The 15,916-nt window shown below is 67.4% G+C and carries 18 protein-coding genes; 11 read left to right on the forward strand and 7 right to left on the reverse strand.

From position 1 onward, the window contains the following. Positions 1 to 109 precede the first annotated feature (109 nt). Together ACIBKY_RS21710 and ACIBKY_RS21715 are read left to right on the forward strand one after the other, a co-directional pair. Positions 110 to 1,843 carry a hypothetical protein gene (locus ACIBKY_RS21710; protein ID WP_397098719.1) on the forward strand — a complete coding sequence of 578 codons (1,734 nt, stop codon included), beginning with the start codon at positions 110 to 112 and terminating at the stop codon, positions 1,841 to 1,843. Between the two features lie 2 nt (positions 1,844 to 1,845). Then, a complete protein-coding gene (locus ACIBKY_RS21715; protein ID WP_397098721.1) occupies positions 1,846 to 2,139 on the forward strand; it encodes a hypothetical protein in 294 nt (97 codons plus the stop codon). A gap of 2 nt (positions 2,140 to 2,141) precedes the next feature. Here the strand turns inward: ACIBKY_RS21715 and ACIBKY_RS21720 are convergent, their stop codons facing one another. Together ACIBKY_RS21720 and ACIBKY_RS21725 are read right to left on the reverse strand one after the other, a co-directional pair. Next, positions 2,142 to 2,639: a hypothetical protein gene (locus ACIBKY_RS21720; protein ID WP_397098723.1), complete on the reverse strand. Its 498-nt coding sequence runs from the start codon at positions 2,637 to 2,639 to the stop codon at positions 2,142 to 2,144. A gap of 48 nt (positions 2,640 to 2,687) precedes the next feature. Continuing rightward, positions 2,688 to 2,987, reverse strand: a complete 300-nt coding sequence (locus ACIBKY_RS21725) for a nucleoside triphosphate pyrophosphohydrolase (RefSeq protein ID WP_397098724.1) — start codon at positions 2,985 to 2,987, stop codon at positions 2,688 to 2,690. 92 nt (positions 2,988 to 3,079) lie between these two features. On the opposite strand from ACIBKY_RS21725, the gene ACIBKY_RS21730 reads away from it, so the two are divergent. The 3 genes from ACIBKY_RS21730 to ACIBKY_RS21740 are packed head-to-tail and all read left to right on the forward strand — an operon-like array spanning position 3,080 to position 6,205. Continuing rightward, positions 3,080 to 4,069: an HNH endonuclease gene (locus ACIBKY_RS21730; RefSeq protein WP_397098726.1), complete on the forward strand. Its 990-nt coding sequence runs from the start codon at positions 3,080 to 3,082 to the stop codon at positions 4,067 to 4,069. Positions 4,070 to 4,127: 58 nt separating this feature from the next. Next, positions 4,128 to 5,417 carry an alpha-glucosidase/alpha-galactosidase gene (locus tag ACIBKY_RS21735; protein ID WP_397098728.1) on the forward strand — a complete coding sequence of 430 codons (1,290 nt, stop codon included), beginning with the start codon at positions 4,128 to 4,130 and terminating at the stop codon, positions 5,415 to 5,417. Beyond that, positions 5,414 to 6,205, forward strand: a complete 792-nt coding sequence (locus ACIBKY_RS21740) for a DeoR/GlpR family DNA-binding transcription regulator (RefSeq protein WP_397098730.1) — start codon at positions 5,414 to 5,416, stop codon at positions 6,203 to 6,205. The genes ACIBKY_RS21735 and ACIBKY_RS21740 overlap by 4 nt, the downstream gene beginning before the upstream one ends. Here the strand turns inward: ACIBKY_RS21740 and ACIBKY_RS21745 are convergent. Beyond that, positions 6,185 to 7,453: an alpha-glucosidase/alpha-galactosidase gene (locus tag ACIBKY_RS21745; protein WP_397098731.1), complete on the reverse strand. Its 1,269-nt coding sequence runs from the start codon at positions 7,451 to 7,453 to the stop codon at positions 6,185 to 6,187. The two genes, ACIBKY_RS21740 and ACIBKY_RS21745, sit on opposite strands and share 21 nt — an antisense overlap. Next, positions 7,450 to 8,340: a carbohydrate kinase family protein gene (locus tag ACIBKY_RS21750; RefSeq protein ID WP_397098733.1), complete on the reverse strand. Its 891-nt coding sequence runs from the start codon at positions 8,338 to 8,340 to the stop codon at positions 7,450 to 7,452. The genes ACIBKY_RS21745 and ACIBKY_RS21750 overlap by 4 nt, the downstream gene beginning before the upstream one ends. Before the next feature lie 160 nt (positions 8,341 to 8,500). On the opposite strand from ACIBKY_RS21750, the gene ACIBKY_RS21755 reads away from it, so the two are divergent. Genes ACIBKY_RS21755 through ACIBKY_RS21770 form a run of 4 tightly spaced genes read left to right on the forward strand, consistent with a single transcriptional unit; the run spans position 8,501 to position 12,475 of the window. Continuing rightward, positions 8,501 to 9,439, forward strand: coding sequence for a carbohydrate ABC transporter permease (locus tag ACIBKY_RS21755; RefSeq protein WP_397098735.1), 939 nt, complete (start codon positions 8,501 to 8,503; stop codon positions 9,437 to 9,439). After that, on the forward strand, positions 9,436 to 10,302 hold the full coding sequence (locus tag ACIBKY_RS21760) for a carbohydrate ABC transporter permease (protein ID WP_397098737.1): 867 nt from the start codon (positions 9,436 to 9,438) through the stop codon (positions 10,300 to 10,302). Before ACIBKY_RS21755 ends, ACIBKY_RS21760 begins: the two co-directional genes overlap by 4 nt. A gap of 3 nt (positions 10,303 to 10,305) precedes the next feature. Then, positions 10,306 to 11,622: an ABC transporter substrate-binding protein gene (locus ACIBKY_RS21765; RefSeq protein WP_397098739.1), complete on the forward strand. Its 1,317-nt coding sequence runs from the start codon at positions 10,306 to 10,308 to the stop codon at positions 11,620 to 11,622. Position 11,623: 1 nt separating this feature from the next. Next, a complete protein-coding gene (locus ACIBKY_RS21770; RefSeq protein ID WP_397098741.1) occupies positions 11,624 to 12,475 on the forward strand; it encodes an endo alpha-1,4 polygalactosaminidase in 852 nt (283 codons plus the stop codon). Positions 12,476 to 12,486: 11 nt separating this feature from the next. On the opposite strand, the gene ACIBKY_RS21775 is transcribed toward ACIBKY_RS21770, so the two are convergent. Genes ACIBKY_RS21775 through ACIBKY_RS21785 form a run of 3 tightly spaced genes read right to left on the reverse strand, consistent with a single transcriptional unit; the run spans position 12,487 to position 14,463 of the window. Next, on the reverse strand, positions 12,487 to 12,816 hold the full coding sequence (locus tag ACIBKY_RS21775; protein ID WP_397098743.1) for a hypothetical protein: 330 nt from the start codon (positions 12,814 to 12,816) through the stop codon (positions 12,487 to 12,489). Beyond that, positions 12,809 to 14,221: an ADP-ribosyltransferase gene (locus ACIBKY_RS21780; RefSeq protein WP_397098745.1), complete on the reverse strand. Its 1,413-nt coding sequence runs from the start codon at positions 14,219 to 14,221 to the stop codon at positions 12,809 to 12,811. The genes ACIBKY_RS21775 and ACIBKY_RS21780 overlap by 8 nt, the downstream gene beginning before the upstream one ends. A 2-nt stretch (positions 14,222 to 14,223) precedes the next feature. Next, positions 14,224 to 14,463, reverse strand: a complete 240-nt coding sequence (locus ACIBKY_RS21785; protein WP_397098747.1) for a hypothetical protein — start codon at positions 14,461 to 14,463, stop codon at positions 14,224 to 14,226. Between the two features lie 195 nt (positions 14,464 to 14,658). Here ACIBKY_RS21785 and ACIBKY_RS21790 point away from each other — a divergent pair, with 195 nt between their 5' ends. Next, positions 14,659 to 15,444, forward strand: a complete 786-nt coding sequence (locus tag ACIBKY_RS21790; RefSeq protein ID WP_397098749.1) for a S1C family serine protease — start codon at positions 14,659 to 14,661, stop codon at positions 15,442 to 15,444. 9 nt (positions 15,445 to 15,453) lie between these two features. Next, complete coding sequence (locus ACIBKY_RS21795) at positions 15,454 to 15,912, forward strand: AAA family ATPase (protein WP_397098751.1); 459 nt, start codon at positions 15,454 to 15,456, stop codon at positions 15,910 to 15,912. The last annotated feature ends 4 nt before the right edge of the window (positions 15,913 to 15,916 follow it).

Below are 15,916 nucleotides of genomic sequence, written 5' to 3' on the forward strand. Positions count from 1 at the left end.
TTCATCCGCCTCGTAGTGCCCGCGTATCGGCCATGTATCAGTTGGCATTTACCGTGCTCTGGCCGTGTGCTTGACTCCTCCCTTGTAGCCACAGCCTCGGGGAGGGGCCATGGGGGAGTTCGTCGGGATCGACCCCCGCCGGGCGGAACAACTCATGCGGGAAATGGCCGGCGGCCAGGCCGTTCTGGGCCGTGCCAGGACCGGTCTGGAAGCGGCCATCGCCGAAGCCGGCCCCTCCTGGACCGGCCCCGCCGGCACCACGGCCATGCACAAATCCTGGGCCTTTCTCGACGAGACCCAGCGCGATCTGAAATGGCGCGTGGACACCCTCCGGCAAATGGTCCCCGGCACCGGCCTCCTGAGCGGATCCCTGCCCTTCGTCAGCGAGACGGAGGCGGCCCGCCAGGGCACGGCCGACGGCCGCCGCATCGCCGACGCCCTGAAAAAGCTTGAAATAGACCACTCGGTGGAGACCTGGCGCGCGGTCACCGCTGCCGCCGCCGCGGCACAATCCCACCTGACCGACCCCGCCTACGCCGCCGCCCTCCTGAACGCCCTCGGCCCCGACAGGTTCCGCGCGTTGTTCACGCACTGGATGAGGAACAGGGGCCCGGCCATGGACAAGGGCCTGCCTCCTGGCGTCCTCCAGCAGAGCGGCCTGGGTCCGCTGGCCCAGGCGTACGCGAACGCCGAACGAGCCGGCCGCCTGGACGCGAAATGGCTGGACGCCTTCCTCACAACCACCCAGCCCGGCGTCCTGGCCGCCTTGATCACGCTGTCCCGCCCGTCAAGCAGACTCCTGAACCAGGTGGCCACCCGCGTTCTGGCCCGCCCCCTGGCCGCCGACCTCCCGACCAGCCCCAACTGGAACCTGAACGCCCTGATCGACGCCTACACCCACGACCCCGCGGCCCTGCAGTCGTTGCTGGCCACCAACCAGAACGCCGCAGGCTGGCTCCTGCACCCCCAGCGCATCCGGCTCAGCGGCGTGGACGGCCTCCAGACCAAGCTGGCCGCGGTCCTGGACAGGGCCCTGGCCCAGGGCCCTCACCGCGACCAGGCGATGTTCAACATCATCCGCACCCTGGGCGCCGAGGACAGCCCGTGGATCTCCACCAGATGGGGCATCTGGAGAGACTCACCGATCAGCGAAACCCTGGCCGCCAACATCGGCCCCTACCTCGACCAGCTGGCCCGCGCCCAGTCCAGACGCGACTCACCCGAACTGACCGCCATCTACCCCACATCCCCCTGGGACACCCTCACCCCCGACGACGCCTCCCGCTTCGCGGGCGTCCTGATGCAGGACGGCGACGCGGCGAAGCTGCTGATGAAGGCCTCCCAGGACTACACGCTGAGCCTGGACATCGGCCGCTTCCGCCCCTTCGGCGACGAGGCCACCCAGGACCAGTACACGTCCCGGGCGGCGCTGGCCGGGGGAGTGGCGAACCTGATGTTGAGCGGGACCACGTACGCGGAGTGGGCTGATGACGAGTATGCGGATTGGGTGGCGGGGGTGGCATTGCTGCCTGTGTCATGGCTTTCCAACAAATACTGGCCCATCCAAAACCCCACAACCGCCACCGGCCGCGACATAGGCCTGGACGAAGCCAAGGACGGCCTCAAAGACCTGATCACTGACTACCTTGACGATAAATCACCCGCAACTGCGGACAAGGTGGCGAAACGCATCGTTGCGCAGCAGGCCGATTGGGTCAATGTGTCGCTGAACGAGCACGGCCAGAAACCCCTTACCGATGCTCAGCAGAACGAGGTCCGCATGGCCTTCCGTGGGCGTCTCTATGATGCGTTGCTCAAGGCGTTGCAACAGCGGGGAGGCTAAAGATGACGATTCCCAGCCAGAGTCAGCTGCTTCGCCAGGCGGCCGAAAAAGAACAACTGGCCACCGATCTCCTGCGATATGCCGAGGAGCTGGGTGCGGTCTTCGCCGGAACGCTGGCCAGACCGCACGATGTGGACGCGTTCTGGAAAGGGCCTGCGGCGGAACGTTTCGCCGCTCAGGCTGTCCGGCTCAACCGTGAGATCGACCTGCTCCGCGAAGGCTGTACCTCCACCGCGGACCGCCTCCGCAAGCAGGCCCAGCTAGCGCGAGCCGAGGCCGCCCAATTGCCCGCCTGAGGCTACGCGCCGCGTTTGTAGCAACTGGTCTTGCCGACGACAATGATGTGAGGCTTCTGTCCGTTGCGGACGGTTATCAGGAAGGTATTGCCTGTCGTCGGGTGCTCCAGTACGACCACGCCCACATTCTCGTCACGGAGGTCCAAGCTGTCCACGAGGATGTCGTAGCTCCGCAGCCCAAGCCAGCTCGACAGCAAACCTACGACACTGCTCGGCGACTGCTTGTACGGCGGTCCTTTGAGATCCCCCTGCGCGCGAAAGAACCGCTGCACCTGGCCCTTCAGGCACCCCGCTTCGCCATCCCGATCCGCCCGTTCGGTCACCGCGGCCGACCCCACGGAGCGCATATCCTGCGAAGCCAGCAGTTTTTCCCCATCGGCGACGAGCAGTTTCGCGGCCTCGTCCAGGCCGGGTTTCTCAGGATCCCCTGAACAGCCCGTTATCCCGAGAAGGGAAACGAGCGCTGCTGCGGCTGCCAGTCGTCGAATGTCTGGGCGCACGACCGGGACACTACCCAACCCGTACTCTCACGTACACCTGGCAAGGCGTCACGCCAGGTAGAGCCGATCCCGGAACGCCCCCCGCTCCTCACGCTTGGCGGCGGCCGCCTTCTCGATCATGCCCCAGTCGTGCCCGTCGACGGTGGCGATGGCCCGGAGCACCTCGTACACGTCCGCGATCTCCCCGGCGACCTCACCAGCCGAGGCGTCGCGGAGTTCGGCGGACTCCTCGAACAGCTTCTCCACCAGAGCCCGGCGATACTCGGCCAGGTCAAGCACGCGCACGACCGGCTCGCCGCCGTTCTGTCGGATGATCTCCGGGATGTTGTCCCGCACCAGCTTGCCCATGACGCGCGAGCCTACCGAGTCGCAGTGACACTCCTCGGTGATCGCGAACTACCCTGAAACGATCATATCGCGATCAAGGCTGGTATGTCGGGATGACTGTGGAGTTCTTCCGTGAGGAGCCGACCGCCCGAACCTCATGGCGGCTGGCGGTGCTCATGGGCGCCAACGTGCGTACCTACAAGTTCGCCCTGGGTGAGGCATTGCTGGGCGCCGCGGCTCAGGGGCATGGCGACATCCTGCTCAAGGACCTGGCCGGGCCGTACGCGATGAGTCTGGTGGAGCATCTGGCGCAGGCGCCGCAGGCGTCACCCAGGGTCACGGCCGCCGGAGCGGACTTCCTGGCCGTGGCCCGGGAGGAGGCGGCCGAGTCCGTTCAGCTCGGCGGGCCGACGGAGAAGCTGCTCGCCGCGGCGATGAAGTCGATGCCCGCCATGGTGATGCGGAAGTTTCATCATCTCCGTGGTGATGGCGAGGTGCCTCACCGTTTCTATGAGGTGACGGGCACCGCTCGCGAAGTCGTGGTCAGGGTGACCCCCTCACTTCGCGAGGTCGCGCTGTCCGAGCAGCGGCCGAGCCTGCTGGCGGAACTGGCGGCGCGGTGGAGCATCGTCGAGATGTCGTTCGCCGCGGGGGTGGGCAGAAGCCTGGTCGAGGAGGGGGTCGCGGTCGATCTGGAGACGCTGCGGATCACCGACCAGGTACGGCGGCGCCCGGTCGCGGGGGTCACCGAGGCCGTCATCGGGTTTCAGCATGGCCGCTGCGTCATCTGCGGCGATCCGCTCATCCCCGGCGTCGATGAGATCGCGGTCGACCACGTGTTCCCGTACTCGTTCAGGCGCCTCATGCCCGTCGTCGACCTGGACGCGATCTGGAACCTCGCTCCCGCGCACCGGCCCTGCAACGCCAGGAAGAGCAACCGGCCGCCCACGCCCGTCCAGCTCACCCGTCTGGCCATGCGGAACGAGGCGATCATGCGGTCGCCCCATCCGCTGAAGCGCACCCTCCAGCTCACGCTGAAGCGGCACGGCTTCCGGGGCGGATGGTGGGACTTCATCCAGGGGGTTCGCGACCAGCTCGGATAGCGAGCCGTACCGTGAAGTCGTGGGGGTCGTCTAGATTGCTCAGCACAGGAGGTGGGCGATGCGACGGATCGTTCTCGTCGGGCTGGGCGACGTTGAGCTGGTTCGGCGCGTGCTGTCTGATCTGCTGCTCACCCCTGCTCTGCGCGGTCAGCTGGAGGTCGTGCTTCATGATGCCGACCCGGGGCTGAGGGCCACGGCGGAGGCGCTGGTCAGGTCGCTGGATGCCGAGGCGGGCGCGCGGGCCGTGATCGGCGTGAGTGCCGAGCGGCGGCGGGCGCTGGCCGGGGCCGACTTTGTGGTGGCCGCCATTGACGTGGGCGGGTTCGAGGCCACGCTCAAGGACTTCGAGATCCCCCACCGGTACGGCCTGCGCCAGACCATAGGCGACACCATCGGCATAGGCGGCATCTTCCGCGGCCTGCGTGGCATCCCGACGTTCGTCGAGCTGGGTCATGAGATGGCCGAGCTGTGCCCCGAGGCGTGGCTGCTGAGCTGCAGTGATCCGATGGCCATGACCGGCCTGGCGGTGCAGCTCGCCACCGGGTTCACCCGGTTCGCCGGCTCCTGCCACGCGGTCTGCGACACCCACCTCTATCTCGCCGATCTGGTGGGCAGAGGGCTCGACGAGGTCGAGTTCGTCACCGCCGGGCTCAATCACCAGTCGTTCGTGCTGCGGTTCGAGGCTGAGGGGCGCTCGCTCTATCCGGAGCTCGATGCCGCCCTGGCCGCCGACGATCAGCATGTCCGCGTGGAGATCTACCGGCGTTTCGGATATTTCCCGACGGAGTCGAGCGAGCACGCGGCCGAGTACTTTCCCTGGTTCATGCGGCACAAGGACGAGACCTCGCGCCTCGGCGTCCAGGTCGAGGAGTACCTGAGGCGCAGCGGCCAGACCCTGCACCGCTACGAGGAGACCCGGCGCGCGCTGTCGGCGGGACGTTCCCTGCTGGTGCGCTGGCAGCACGCCGAGCCCGCGTCCGTGGCGATGCTGGCCATGCTGACCGGCCAGCCCAAGGAGGTCTACGTCAACGTCCCGAACGAGGGCCTCATCGAGAACCTGCCGCGCGAGGCCTGCGTGGAGGTCCCGGCCCTGGTCGACGCCGCCGGCATCCACCCCAAGCGGATCGGCGAGCTCCCGGTCCAGCTCGTCGCGCTCAACCGGACCTTCCAGAACGTGGTGGAGCTGACCGTGCGCGCCGTGCTCGACGGCGAACGACGGCATGTCCACCACGCCGCGATGGTCGATCCCAACACCGCCGCGACGCTGCCGCTGCACGCCATCGAGGCGCTGTGCGACGAGCTGATCGACGCCCACGGCGACCTCATGCCGGAAGGGGTGCGCCGATGACCGAGCCCGTGCCCACGGAGGTGCGGCGCGAGCGCATGCTCGGCCTGCTGATGGAGCAGGAGTTCGCGCGGGTGGCCGAGCTCGCCGAGGCGTTCGGCGTGTCGAGCGTGACCGTCCGCGCGGACCTCGACGCGCTCGAAGAGCACGGCAAGGTACGACGGGTCCGCGGCGGAGCGGTGGCGGCGGGCCCACCGGCGACCCCGGGCGAACCGTCGTTCGAGCAGTCACTCGGCGCCGCCGCCGTCGAGAAGGCCCACATCGCCAAGCTCGCCGCCCACCTGGTGCGCTCCGGTGACAGCGTGCTCATGGGCGCCGGCACCACGACCACGTACGTGGCCAGGGAGATGGTGGCCCGTACCGATCTGACCGACGTGACGGTGTTCACCAACGGGCTGCGTACCGCGCTGGAGCTGGAGCCCGCGCTCCCGCGGTTCGCGATCGTCGTGACCGGCGGCAGCCTGCGCCGGGCCCAGCATTCGCTGGTGGACCCGCTGGCGAGCAAGCTCCTGGAGGGCGTACGGGCCGCCAAGGTCTTCCTCGGCTGCGGCGGGGTGCACCCGGAGGGCGGGTTCACCAACGTCAACCTGCCCGACGCGGAGATGAAGCAGCGCATGCTCAAGGCGGGTGCCCGGCGGATCATGGTCGCCGACTCCACGAAGCTCGGCGTGATCGAGATGGCCCCGATCTGCCCGCTGAACGGCGTCGACCTGCTCATCACCGGTGAGCAGGCCGATCCCGAGGTCGTGGGGTCGTTGCGCGCGGGCGGGCTAGAGGTTCAGCTGGCGTAGGGAGTCGGGCAGCAGGTCCCAGTGCGCCCGGGTCAGGTCGTCGCACATGCGGGAGATGTCCTCCAACGGCAGGGTCGCCGAGGCGTTGGGGTCGACCATGACGGCATGCCGTACATGATCAGGACGCCCTTCCAGCGCGGCGCGGACGGTCAGTTCCGCGACGCTGACATACGCCTGGTTGAGCGCCGCGCACTGCGGCGGCAGCGCGCCCACCCTGGTCGGCCGCACGCCGCCGCCGTCGACCGCGCACGGCACCTCGACCACGCAGCCCGCGGGGAGGTTGGAGATGAGGCCGTCGTTGACGACGTTGCCGTAGACGATCCGCGGCGTGCCCGTCGCGATGCTGTGGATGATCTGCGGGGCGTACTCGTTGGTGCCCTCGACGGTCAGGGCCCGCCCATCCCGTACGGCGTCGCGGGTGCGCCCGTATTCCGCGAGGTTCTCCGCGCTGATGCGGACATAGTCGCCGACCGGGATGCGCAGCCGTTCGATCTCGCTGTCGTGCCTGAGCAGCCACGGCAGGTACTCGGCGGAATGCTCGCTGGTCTCGGTCGGGTAGTAGCCGAGGCGGCGGAACATCTCCACCCGTACCCGCCGGCTCAGCTCGGGGTCGCGTACGTCGAGCCGGTCGTAGAGGTTCTCGCCGTCGCGCTCGAAGCGCAGTACCCAGGCCTGGTGGTTGACGCCCGCGGCGAGGTAGGTGACCTCCTCGTACGGAACGCCGACCAGCGCGGCCAGATCGTGCATGGTCCAGTAGACCGAGTGGCACAGGCCGACGACGTTGCGCACCTTGCCGGACAGGTACCAGACGTTCATGGCCATCGGGTTGGTGTAGTTCAGCAGCCAGGCGTCGGGGCAGACCGCGTTCATGTCGGCGGCCAGGGCGTCGAGCACGGGGAACGTGCGCAGCGCGCGGAACACCCCGCCGACCCCGATGGTGTCGGCGATGGTCTGGCGCAGGCCGTAGCGGGCGGGGATCTCGAAGTCGGTCACGGTCGCGGCGTGCCCGCCGACCTGGATCATGTTGATCACGAAGTCGGCGTTGTCCAGCGCGTACTTCCTGTCCAGGCTCGCGCTGAGGTTGGTCACCCCGACGCGCCGGGCGACGGCCTCGGCCACCTCCAGGCGTTCGGCGTCGATGTCGTGCAGGGCGATATGGGCGTCTTTGAGCTCCGGAAAGGCCATCAGGTCGGCCAGCAGACCCTGCGTGAACACGACGCTGCCCGCGCCGACGAAAACAATCTTCATGAAGTGGCTTCCTCCCAGGTGGGCTGCGCCGCTGTGCCCCCCGCGGCTCGGGTCGAGAGGGTTCCCGCCTTCGCGGCCACGGCCAGGCTCTGCCGTACGGCGAGGCCTCGCGCCCGCGCGGCGAGGAAGCCCGCGTTGAAGCTGTCACCGGCGCCCACGGTGTCCACGACCCGGGCCGGGGTGGCGGGAACGCGGATCACGGCGCCGTCGCGCACGGCGAGGGCGCCGTCGGCGCCGCACTTGATCACCGGCGTGGTGATCCTGGCGAGCTCGGCCGCCGCTTCTTCCACGGTCGCGGCACCGGTGACGGCGAGCGCCTCGCGGTCGTTCGGCAGGAAGTAGTCGGTGACGGCGAGAAGTTCGTCCAGGCCTTTCCACCGGCCGGACGGGTCGTCGTTGGTGTCGAGCGAGGTCGTGGACGCGACCGTGCGGAAGTACTCCGCCAGCCCCGAGCCCAGCCCCGGCTGCAGAAAATAGGATGAGACGTGCACATGGGCGGCCCGAAGACCATCCGGAATGTCGGCCACCGTCAGCCGGTCCAGGCAGCCCGTGGCGGTCAGAATGGCCCGGTCGGTTCCGTCGGTGAGCACGACCGTGAGCGCCGTCTCCGCACCCGGATCCACCACGCAGGACGAGACGTCCACGCCGCGTTTCTCCAGCTCACCAAGGACGAACCGGCCCGCCGCGTCATCGCCCACCCGCCCGGCGAACGCGGTCCGCAGTCCGAGCCGGGCGGCGCCGCACGCGGTGATCGCCCCAGAGCCGCCGAGCGTCAGCCGTCCCGCCTCGACGAGCTCTTCGCGCTGACCGAAGGCGGGGACCCGGGGCGCGCCGGCGACGATCACGTCCGGGTTGGCGTCACCGACGACGAGTAGGTCGAAGTCCATGCCCCGGACCATCGCAGCGCCTTCAGTAACTTGTCAATACTTTCGTTTCCGAGGGCATTGACAAGTTTTCGAAAGTCATCATGATGGGCTCCAACGCAATCCCCCCGCCAGGAGGTCCCATGCCCGGCCCAGTCTGCCCGCCGCCGAACGGCGGGCGCCGATGACGTCGACGCTGGTACGGCCGGCGGCCGACAAACACGTCAAACACGCCGCACCCCGGGCACGCAAACGGGGCGACGGCCGGCTCGCGCTCGTCTTCCTGGCTCCCGTCCTGGTGGGGTTCGGGGTGTTCTACCTCTATCCGGCGGTACGCGGCGCCTGGTTCTCGATGACCGACTGGAACATGTTGTCGGAGCCCGAGTTCGTCGGCCTCGACAACTACGAGCGGCTGGTCGGCGACCCGTTGTTCTGGAACGCCATGAAGGTCACCGGGTTCTACGTCGTCATGACGGTGGTCGTCCAGGTGGGCCTCGGGCTGCTGCTCGCGGCGCTGCTGCACAGGCTGACCCGATCCCTGGTGGTCAGGACGTTGCTCGTGGTGCCCTGGCTGGTCCCGGGCGTCACCACCGCGCTGCTGTGGATGTGGCTGCTCGATGCCAACCTCGGCTTCGTCAACCACCTGCTCGTCGGCCTCGGGCTACCGAACCAGGGCTTCCTGACCTCGCCCGACCTCGCGCTGCCGAGCATCTCGCTGATCAACTCGTGGAGCGGGACCGGCTACACCGCGCTGCTGCTCTACGCCGGGATGCTGCTGATCCCCAAACAGATCTACGAGGCGAGCGCCATCGACGGCGCGGGGGAACTACGGCTGTTCTTCAAGGTCACGCTGCCGCTGCTGCGGCCGATCCTGGCGTTCGTGCTGGTCATCTCGCTGATCACGGCCGTGCAGGTCTTCGACACCATCGCGGTCGCCACCAAGCCGGGCGGCGGCCCGGTCAACGCCACCCGGGTGATCTACTTCTACATCTACCAGCGGGCGTTCACGAACTTCCAGATGGGCTACGCCTCGGCCATGGCGCTGACGCTGGTGCTCGTGCTGGGCGTGCTGACCTTCGTACAACTGCGCCTTCTGCGCGCCTCGACCTCGGACCTGTCATGAGACGCGCACTCGGGTGGGCCTGCCTGATCCTGGCCATCGTCATCTCGTTGTTCCCGCTGTACTGGATGATCAGGACGGCGATCACGCCTGGCAGGGAGTTGGCGGGGGACAATTCTGGATTTTTCCCGCAAAACCCTACTTTGTTTAACTTCGAGAGGGTTCTGGGGCTGGTGAGCCCCGAGGAGTCGCGGGCGGCCGGGGGCTCGGGCGCGGAGCTGGACTTCTTCCGCTATCTCGGCAACTCGATCATCTACACGGGCTTGATCACGATATTTCAGACCTTGTTCTGCGGAATGGCCGGTTACGCCTTCGCCCGCCTGCACTTCTTCGGGCGCGACGTCCTGTTCGGTCTGTTCGTCGGCGCGCTGATGGTCCCGCCGATCTTCACGCTGCTGCCCAACTTCGTGCTGGTCAAAGAACTGGGCCTGCTCGACAGTACGGCCGGCCTCGTCGCCCCGAGCCTGCTGATGACCCCGTTCGCCGTCTTCTTCCTCCGCCAGTTCTTCCTCGGCTTCCCCCGCGAGGTCGAGCAGGCCGCGCTGATCGACGGCGCGACCAAATGGACCATCTTCTGGCGCGTCGTCCTGCCCATGACCAAGGGTCCGCTGTTCACGCTCGCGCTCACCACCGCGGTCTGGACCTGGAACGACTACCTGTGGCCCCTGCTCGTCGCGCCCGGCGAGGACACCCGCGTGCTGACCACGGCGCTCGGCCTCTTCCTCAAGCAGTCGCCCAACACCCACCCCGACTGGACCGGCCTGATGGCCGGCTCGGTGCTGTCGGTGATCCCCGTGCTGCTGCTCGTGGCCGTCTTCGGCCGCCGCCTGGTGGATTCGATCCAGTTCTCTGGAATGAAGGGATAAATCATGAAGCGAGGCATCTTGGTGCTCGCACTGCTGGCGGCGGCCGGTTGCGGCGGAGCCCAGCAGACCACGGGCAAGGTGACGCTCACCTACGGCCTCTGGGACGACATCCAGCAACCCGCCTACCGGCAGTGCGCCGACGCCTTCACCCAGGCCAACCCCGACATCACCATCAAGATCACCCAGAACGCCTGGGACCAGTACTGGCAGAATCTCACCACCCAGATGGTCGCCGGCGGCGCCCCCGACGTCATCACCATGCAGGCCTCCTACTACCCCCAGTTCGTCAAGAACGGCCAGCTCCTCGACATCCAGCCCATGGTCGAAGCCGACAAGGTGGACCTGGCGCAGTACCGCCCCGGCCTCGCCGAATCCTGGGTGAAGGACGGCGGAAGATACGGCCTGCCCAAGGACTGGGACACCATGGCCGTCATCTACAACACCGACCTGGTGAAGAAGGCCGGAGTAGACCTCTCGAACCTCACCTGGAACCCCGCCGACGGCGGCACCTACGAAAAGGCCATCGCCCGCCTCACCATCGACAAGAACGGCAAACGGGGCGACGAGCCGGGCTTCGACAAGACCAAGGTCGCCACGTACGGCATGGTGCCCGAACTCAACGACGGCTCCCTCGGCCAGAACACCTGGGCCAACCTGGCGGTCTCCAACGGCTTCTCCTTCATCGACAAGAACCCGTTCGGCACCAAGTACTTCTACGACAACCCCAAACTGGCCGAAACCGCGGCCTGGTACAGACGCCTGATCGAAAAGGGCTACGTCGCCCCCTACGACAAGACCAGCACCCTGGGCACCGACGCCGTCCTGGCCGCCGGAAAGGGCGCGATGGGCGTCACCGGCTCCTGGATGATCACCACCTACCTGGGGGAGAAGGAGCGGAAGTTCGCCTTCGCACCCCTGCCCAAGGGCCCGCTGGGCCGTAAATCCGCCATCAACGGCCTGGCCGACTCCATCTACGCGGGCACCAAGCACAAGGACGCCGCCTGGAAGTGGGTCAAGTTCCTCGGCTCCACCGCCTGCCAGGACATCGTCGCCAAGGCGGCCGTCGTCTTCCCCGCCATCACCGCCTCGTCGGAGAAGGCACTCCAGGCACACGAGGCGGCGGGCCGCGACGTGAAGCTCTTCGTCGACCAGGCCAACGACAAGGACGGCACCTTCCTGCTCCCGGTGAGCGACCACGCCGACGAGATCAACGAGATCGTCGGCACCGCGATGGAACAGGTATGGCTGGGCCAAAAGGACGCCCCCTCCGCACTCACCACGGCCAACACCCAAGTCAACGCCCTCTTCGAAAGGGGATGACATGAAAATCCTCGCCCTGACCTCCCTCTTACTGGCCGGCCTGCTGAGCCCGGCCCCGGCCGAGTGGGTCCCCTCGACCTCGGACCGCTGGCAGTACCAGTTGCAGCCCACGGCCACCGGGGCCGGAACGGCAGGCGGCATCCGCCTCAATCTCTGCGCCGTGCCGTACACCGGAGGCGCCTGCGTCAAGCCCAACGTCTACGACATCGACCTCTACGGCCCCGACAAGGTGACCCCGAACAAGACGGCCGTCAACGCCATCCACGCCGCGGGCGGCCGCGCCATCTGCTATGTGTCGGCCGGAAGCTGGGAGGACTGGCGCCCCGACAAGAACAGCTTCCCGGCCTCCGTCAAGGGCAACGACCTCGACAACTGGCCGGGCGAGAAATGGCTCGACATCCGCAAGCGCGACATTCTGCTGCCCATCATGAAGGCCAGAGTCGCCAAATGCGCCCAGGCAGGCTTCGACTCCGTCGAATTCGACAACGTGGACGCCTTCCAGAACGAGAACACCGGCTTCCCCCTCACCGGCGCCCACCAACTCGCGTACAACAAGGCACTGGCCGACCTCGCCCACTCCCACGGATTGTCCGTAGGCCTCAAGAACGACCTCGACCAGGTGGACACCCTCGTCGACTGGTTCGACTACGCGGTGAACGAAAGCTGTCAGGCCTGGGACGAATGCGAAGCCCTCGACACCTTCCTGGACGCGGGAAAGCCCGTCTTCCAGATCGAATACACCGACGAAGGCGCAACGGCCCGCGAATCCTGCCCACCCGCGAACACCGCCTCCAGAAGCACCATCCTCAAAACCCTGGCCCTCACCGCAACCCCCTGGACCCCCTGCCGCTGACCAAGGGCCCGTCAGCCTGGCGTTGCACGCAACTCGAAATCCGGCGCGTACAAGGCGGGGTCCAGAAGCCCGCCGGCGGGAATTCCTGCCTTGTAAGCGTCGGCGAGAATCCGACGCACGCGTCCCCCCGCATACCCCATGTCCGGCTCGGGGTCCTCGATTTTGGTGAACCCCGCAGCCTGGTGATCGTCGGTCCACACGTGGCCCAGTAGCCGTCCACGCCGATCGTGCAGACCGGCCCGCCGTATCGGCCCGGTGGCCTTGAAATCGTAGGAGTCGTTCCTTGAGACGGTAACGGGGGTCACGTAATCATAGAAACGAGGGTTCGGGGTCTCAGTCATCAACAGGTCCTTTCCACCCGAGGTCAGCATCCATGGATGGTGGCGCGTCCCAGTCGGGTGGCCTGGTCCAGCCGTCCGGGATGACGTCCGCTTCCATGTACCACTGGCCGTCCTTACGGTACACACCGCGCACGTAGTACGACGTGTCGCGGCGCAGGAGGATCTCGCGTTCGGTGGTCAGTCCGGTGATGGGATACATGTTGAGCGCTTCGTGTCCCTTGGGGACGCGTAGCATCACCCGGAGGTCCCCGTCGAACCCTCCTCGCCGCCCCACGCTCGTGCTCAAGTACCCCGGTTCTGTGATGACGGCGCCTTCCAGCCCTTCCATTTCCTCAGGCGACTTGAAATCGACTCCCATTGCCTCCAGGAGTTTCTTGTCCACGCCTCTGTGCAACACAACGTCAGAGGGCAGGGGAGACTTGGCGATCGCCTGATCCATGGCGGCGATATGGTCAGAGACGTCGGGAGACCAGACAACCTGGGGATCAATAGCCTTTTCCCGCAGCGCCGGGTTGATTTTCAGGTAGCCGTTGCCGCCGTAGAAACGTAATGCGCGCAACTCCTCGGGCGACAGATTCGGTAGCGGCAGATTGTCCCTTGCCCATGCGCGTCCTTCGGCATTGCTGTTGTGACGCAGGGCGGCGTCCAGCGGGTTCTTCAAAGCCGGGCTGGGATCGTTGGGACGGATCACGGACTTGGCGGCCTTACCGAGCGCCCCCGTGGCCCGGGTGGCGGCTGAGGCTCCGCCGCCGGCGCCTGCGGTGGTGACGGCAGCCACGATGTCCGGTAGGAGGCGCCCGAAAGCCCGATCGGGATTGGACACCCAGGTATCCCAGTCCACCGCCGACTTCACGAACGCACCCGGGTTCTGAACGCCGTAGAGCAGGCCTTGGGTCATGTCGTTGACGCTGCGCTGCCAGCCCATGAAGTCGGCCACCGCCCGGACGGGGGAGTAGTCGATCACCATCTTCCCGAGCCCGGCCAGGCTTTCCACGGCGCCCTTGGCCGCTTCGATTGTCTTGTCACCGGAGTTCAGGTTCGTGTCGAAGGTGGCTTGGGCCTGGTGGCCGACGCGGTCCCAGAACCCGCCGGCCGTCGGCAGAACCGCCCCGGGAGCGAAGAGGGAGCCGTCGACAGAGATGGATGGCTTGCCCGCGCCGAACAGCTCCGGCTTTTCCAGCTCCATGCGTTCCAGGAGCAGCAGCCGCTTGTTGATGTCAGGGCCCTGGGTCCCAGCCCACGCCGCTGTCTGACGGATGGTGTCGGCTGAGGCGGTCGGCAACCAGGCCCCGCGGAGTATGGACCACAACTCCTCGCCGATGGCGTCCAATGATGCCTCAGCCTGGCGCAACGCATCCTTGAGGGCGCGGACCCCCTCGGGGGCCATGCCCTCCAGTTCGCTCACCTCTAGCTCGGGCTGTCCGTCGGCGTACGAGCCAACAGCGCTCGGAGTTCGTTCACCGCGTCGGCGCATCCTCTGCTCAGAGCCTGGCGCTGAGCGGCCAGTTCACCGGCGAATCGCTCCGCGGCGGGGCCGGTCCAGACGTCCTGGGCCATGAGCCCGGCCGCGCGGTCGAGGGCAGGCCTGGCCTGATCAGTGAGTTGCTCGACTCGGCGTAAGGCCTGTTCCACTTGCTCCCGCGTCATGGGCGACTCCCTTGGGCGCGTTGGCCGAGCTCGGTGTCCAAGCTATTGGCCATTGGACTGCACCTCATTCGGCAACGCAACAGAATCGACGGGATTGGTCTGCAGTGGCAGATGGGGTTCGGCCGGCGGCGGCTCTCATGGAGTTCTTAGGCGGGCTTTATAGCGCTTTTCGCTCATTTTGCTGACGATGGGGCGATGGAGCGCGTGCCGCAGGACGCCGGTGCGGCCGAGGCTCGGGGAGCCGCGGCCGGGCGGGTTCGGCGGTTTGTCGTCGGAGGCGGTGCTCTTCTCGTCGTGGCGGTGCTGGCGTACTGGATCGGGAGCCTTGGGGGAGGCGGTGGCGAGGTCGCGCTCAGACCGAGTGCGACGCCGACGCCCAGTGCGACGTTGACGACGCCCGAGGTGTTCAAGCGGGCCGGCCCGTCCGTGGTGGTGATTCAGGCCGGCGAGGCGTTCGGGACCGGGATGATCGCGGCCGAGGACGGGACGATCCTGACGGCGCACCACGTTGTTAAGGGCGCGAAGGACATCACGCTGACGTTCGCGGACGGGACCAAGGCGAAGGCCGTCATTGCCTCCTCGAATCCCAAGCGGGACATCGCCACCCTCAAGCCCGAGAAGCTGCCGGAGATCGTCGTCCCGGCCACACTCGGCGGCGCCGTCGTGGTGGGCGCGCCGGTCGTGGCGATCGGCAACCCGCTCGGGCTGACCTACAGCGTCTCCACCGGGGTCGTGTCGGGGCTTGACCGTACCTCCAATGAGGGTGATCTGAGGGGGCTCATCCAGTTCGACGCCTCGGTCAATCCGGGTAGTTCGGGCGGGCCGCTCCTGGATGCCCGCGGGCTCGTCATCGGCGTCGTGGTGTCGATCGCCGATCCGGGCGGCGATGAGGCGTTCGCCGGGATCGCGTTCGCGGTGCCGATCGGCGTGGCGCTGGGCGGCGACGAAGGCGACGGCCCGCCGGGCGGGCCCCAGATATGAAGGAAGGCCATGATCCATCCGCTGGAACAGGTGTTGTTCGAGGTCAAACGTACGATCGTCGGTCAGGACGTCCTGCTGGAGCGCATGGCCGTAGCGCTGATCGCCGACGGTCATCTGCTCGTGGAGGGCGTGCCGGGCCTGGCCAAGACGCTCGCGGTGAAGTCGCTGGCCGCCGCGATCGCCGGGAGTTTCCAGCGCGTGCAGTTCACGCCGGACCTGGTGCCCGCCGACCTCGTGGGTACGCGGGTCTACCACCAGCACTCCGGCGAGTTCCGAACCGAACTCGGCCCGGTCTTCGCGAACCTGCTGCTGGCCGACGAGATCAACCGCGCCCCCGCCAAGGTGCAGAGCGCCCTGCTGGAGGTGATGCAGGAGCACCAGGTGACGATCGGCCGTGAAACGTTCCGGGTGCCGGAGCCGTTCCTGGTGATGGCGACGGAGAACCCGATCGAGTCCGAGGGCACCTAACCGC

Source organism: Nonomuraea sp. NPDC050394 (genome assembly GCF_044459065.1).
Classification (GTDB): Bacteria; Actinomycetota; Actinomycetes; order Streptosporangiales; family Streptosporangiaceae; genus Nonomuraea.

Excerpts from the sequence above, each read along its gene's own strand:
- ACIBKY_RS21790 (WP_397098749.1), top strand. The coding sequence starts at position 14,659 with ATGGAGCGCGTGCCGCAGGACGCCGGTGCGGCCGAGGCTCGGGGAGCC.
- ACIBKY_RS21730 (WP_397098726.1), top strand. The coding sequence starts at position 3,080 with ATGACTGTGGAGTTCTTCCGTGAGGAGCCGACCGCCCGAACCTCATGG.
- ACIBKY_RS21795 (WP_397098751.1), top strand. The coding sequence starts at position 15,454 with ATGATCCATCCGCTGGAACAGGTGTTGTTCGAGGTCAAACGTACGATC.
- ACIBKY_RS21735 (WP_397098728.1), top strand. The coding sequence starts at position 4,128 with ATGCGACGGATCGTTCTCGTCGGGCTGGGCGACGTTGAGCTGGTTCGG.
- ACIBKY_RS21710 (WP_397098719.1), top strand. The coding sequence starts at position 110 with ATGGGGGAGTTCGTCGGGATCGACCCCCGCCGGGCGGAACAACTCATG.
- ACIBKY_RS21715 (WP_397098721.1), top strand. The coding sequence starts at position 1,846 with ATGACGATTCCCAGCCAGAGTCAGCTGCTTCGCCAGGCGGCCGAAAAA.
- ACIBKY_RS21750 (WP_397098733.1), bottom strand. The coding sequence starts at position 8,340 with ATGGACTTCGACCTACTCGTCGTCGGTGACGCCAACCCGGACGTGATC.
- ACIBKY_RS21745 (WP_397098731.1), bottom strand. The coding sequence starts at position 7,453 with ATGAAGATTGTTTTCGTCGGCGCGGGCAGCGTCGTGTTCACGCAGGGT.
- ACIBKY_RS21765 (WP_397098739.1), top strand. The coding sequence starts at position 10,306 with ATGAAGCGAGGCATCTTGGTGCTCGCACTGCTGGCGGCGGCCGGTTGC.
- ACIBKY_RS21760 (WP_397098737.1), top strand. The coding sequence starts at position 9,436 with ATGAGACGCGCACTCGGGTGGGCCTGCCTGATCCTGGCCATCGTCATC.
- ACIBKY_RS21785 (WP_397098747.1), bottom strand. The coding sequence starts at position 14,463 with ATGACGCGGGAGCAAGTGGAACAGGCCTTACGCCGAGTCGAGCAACTC.
- ACIBKY_RS21770 (WP_397098741.1), top strand. The coding sequence starts at position 11,624 with ATGAAAATCCTCGCCCTGACCTCCCTCTTACTGGCCGGCCTGCTGAGC.
- ACIBKY_RS21725 (WP_397098724.1), bottom strand. The coding sequence starts at position 2,987 with ATGGGCAAGCTGGTGCGGGACAACATCCCGGAGATCATCCGACAGAAC.
- ACIBKY_RS21755 (WP_397098735.1), top strand. The coding sequence starts at position 8,501 with ATGACGTCGACGCTGGTACGGCCGGCGGCCGACAAACACGTCAAACAC.
- ACIBKY_RS21775 (WP_397098743.1), bottom strand. The coding sequence starts at position 12,816 with ATGACTGAGACCCCGAACCCTCGTTTCTATGATTACGTGACCCCCGTT.
- ACIBKY_RS21740 (WP_397098730.1), top strand. The coding sequence starts at position 5,414 with ATGACCGAGCCCGTGCCCACGGAGGTGCGGCGCGAGCGCATGCTCGGC.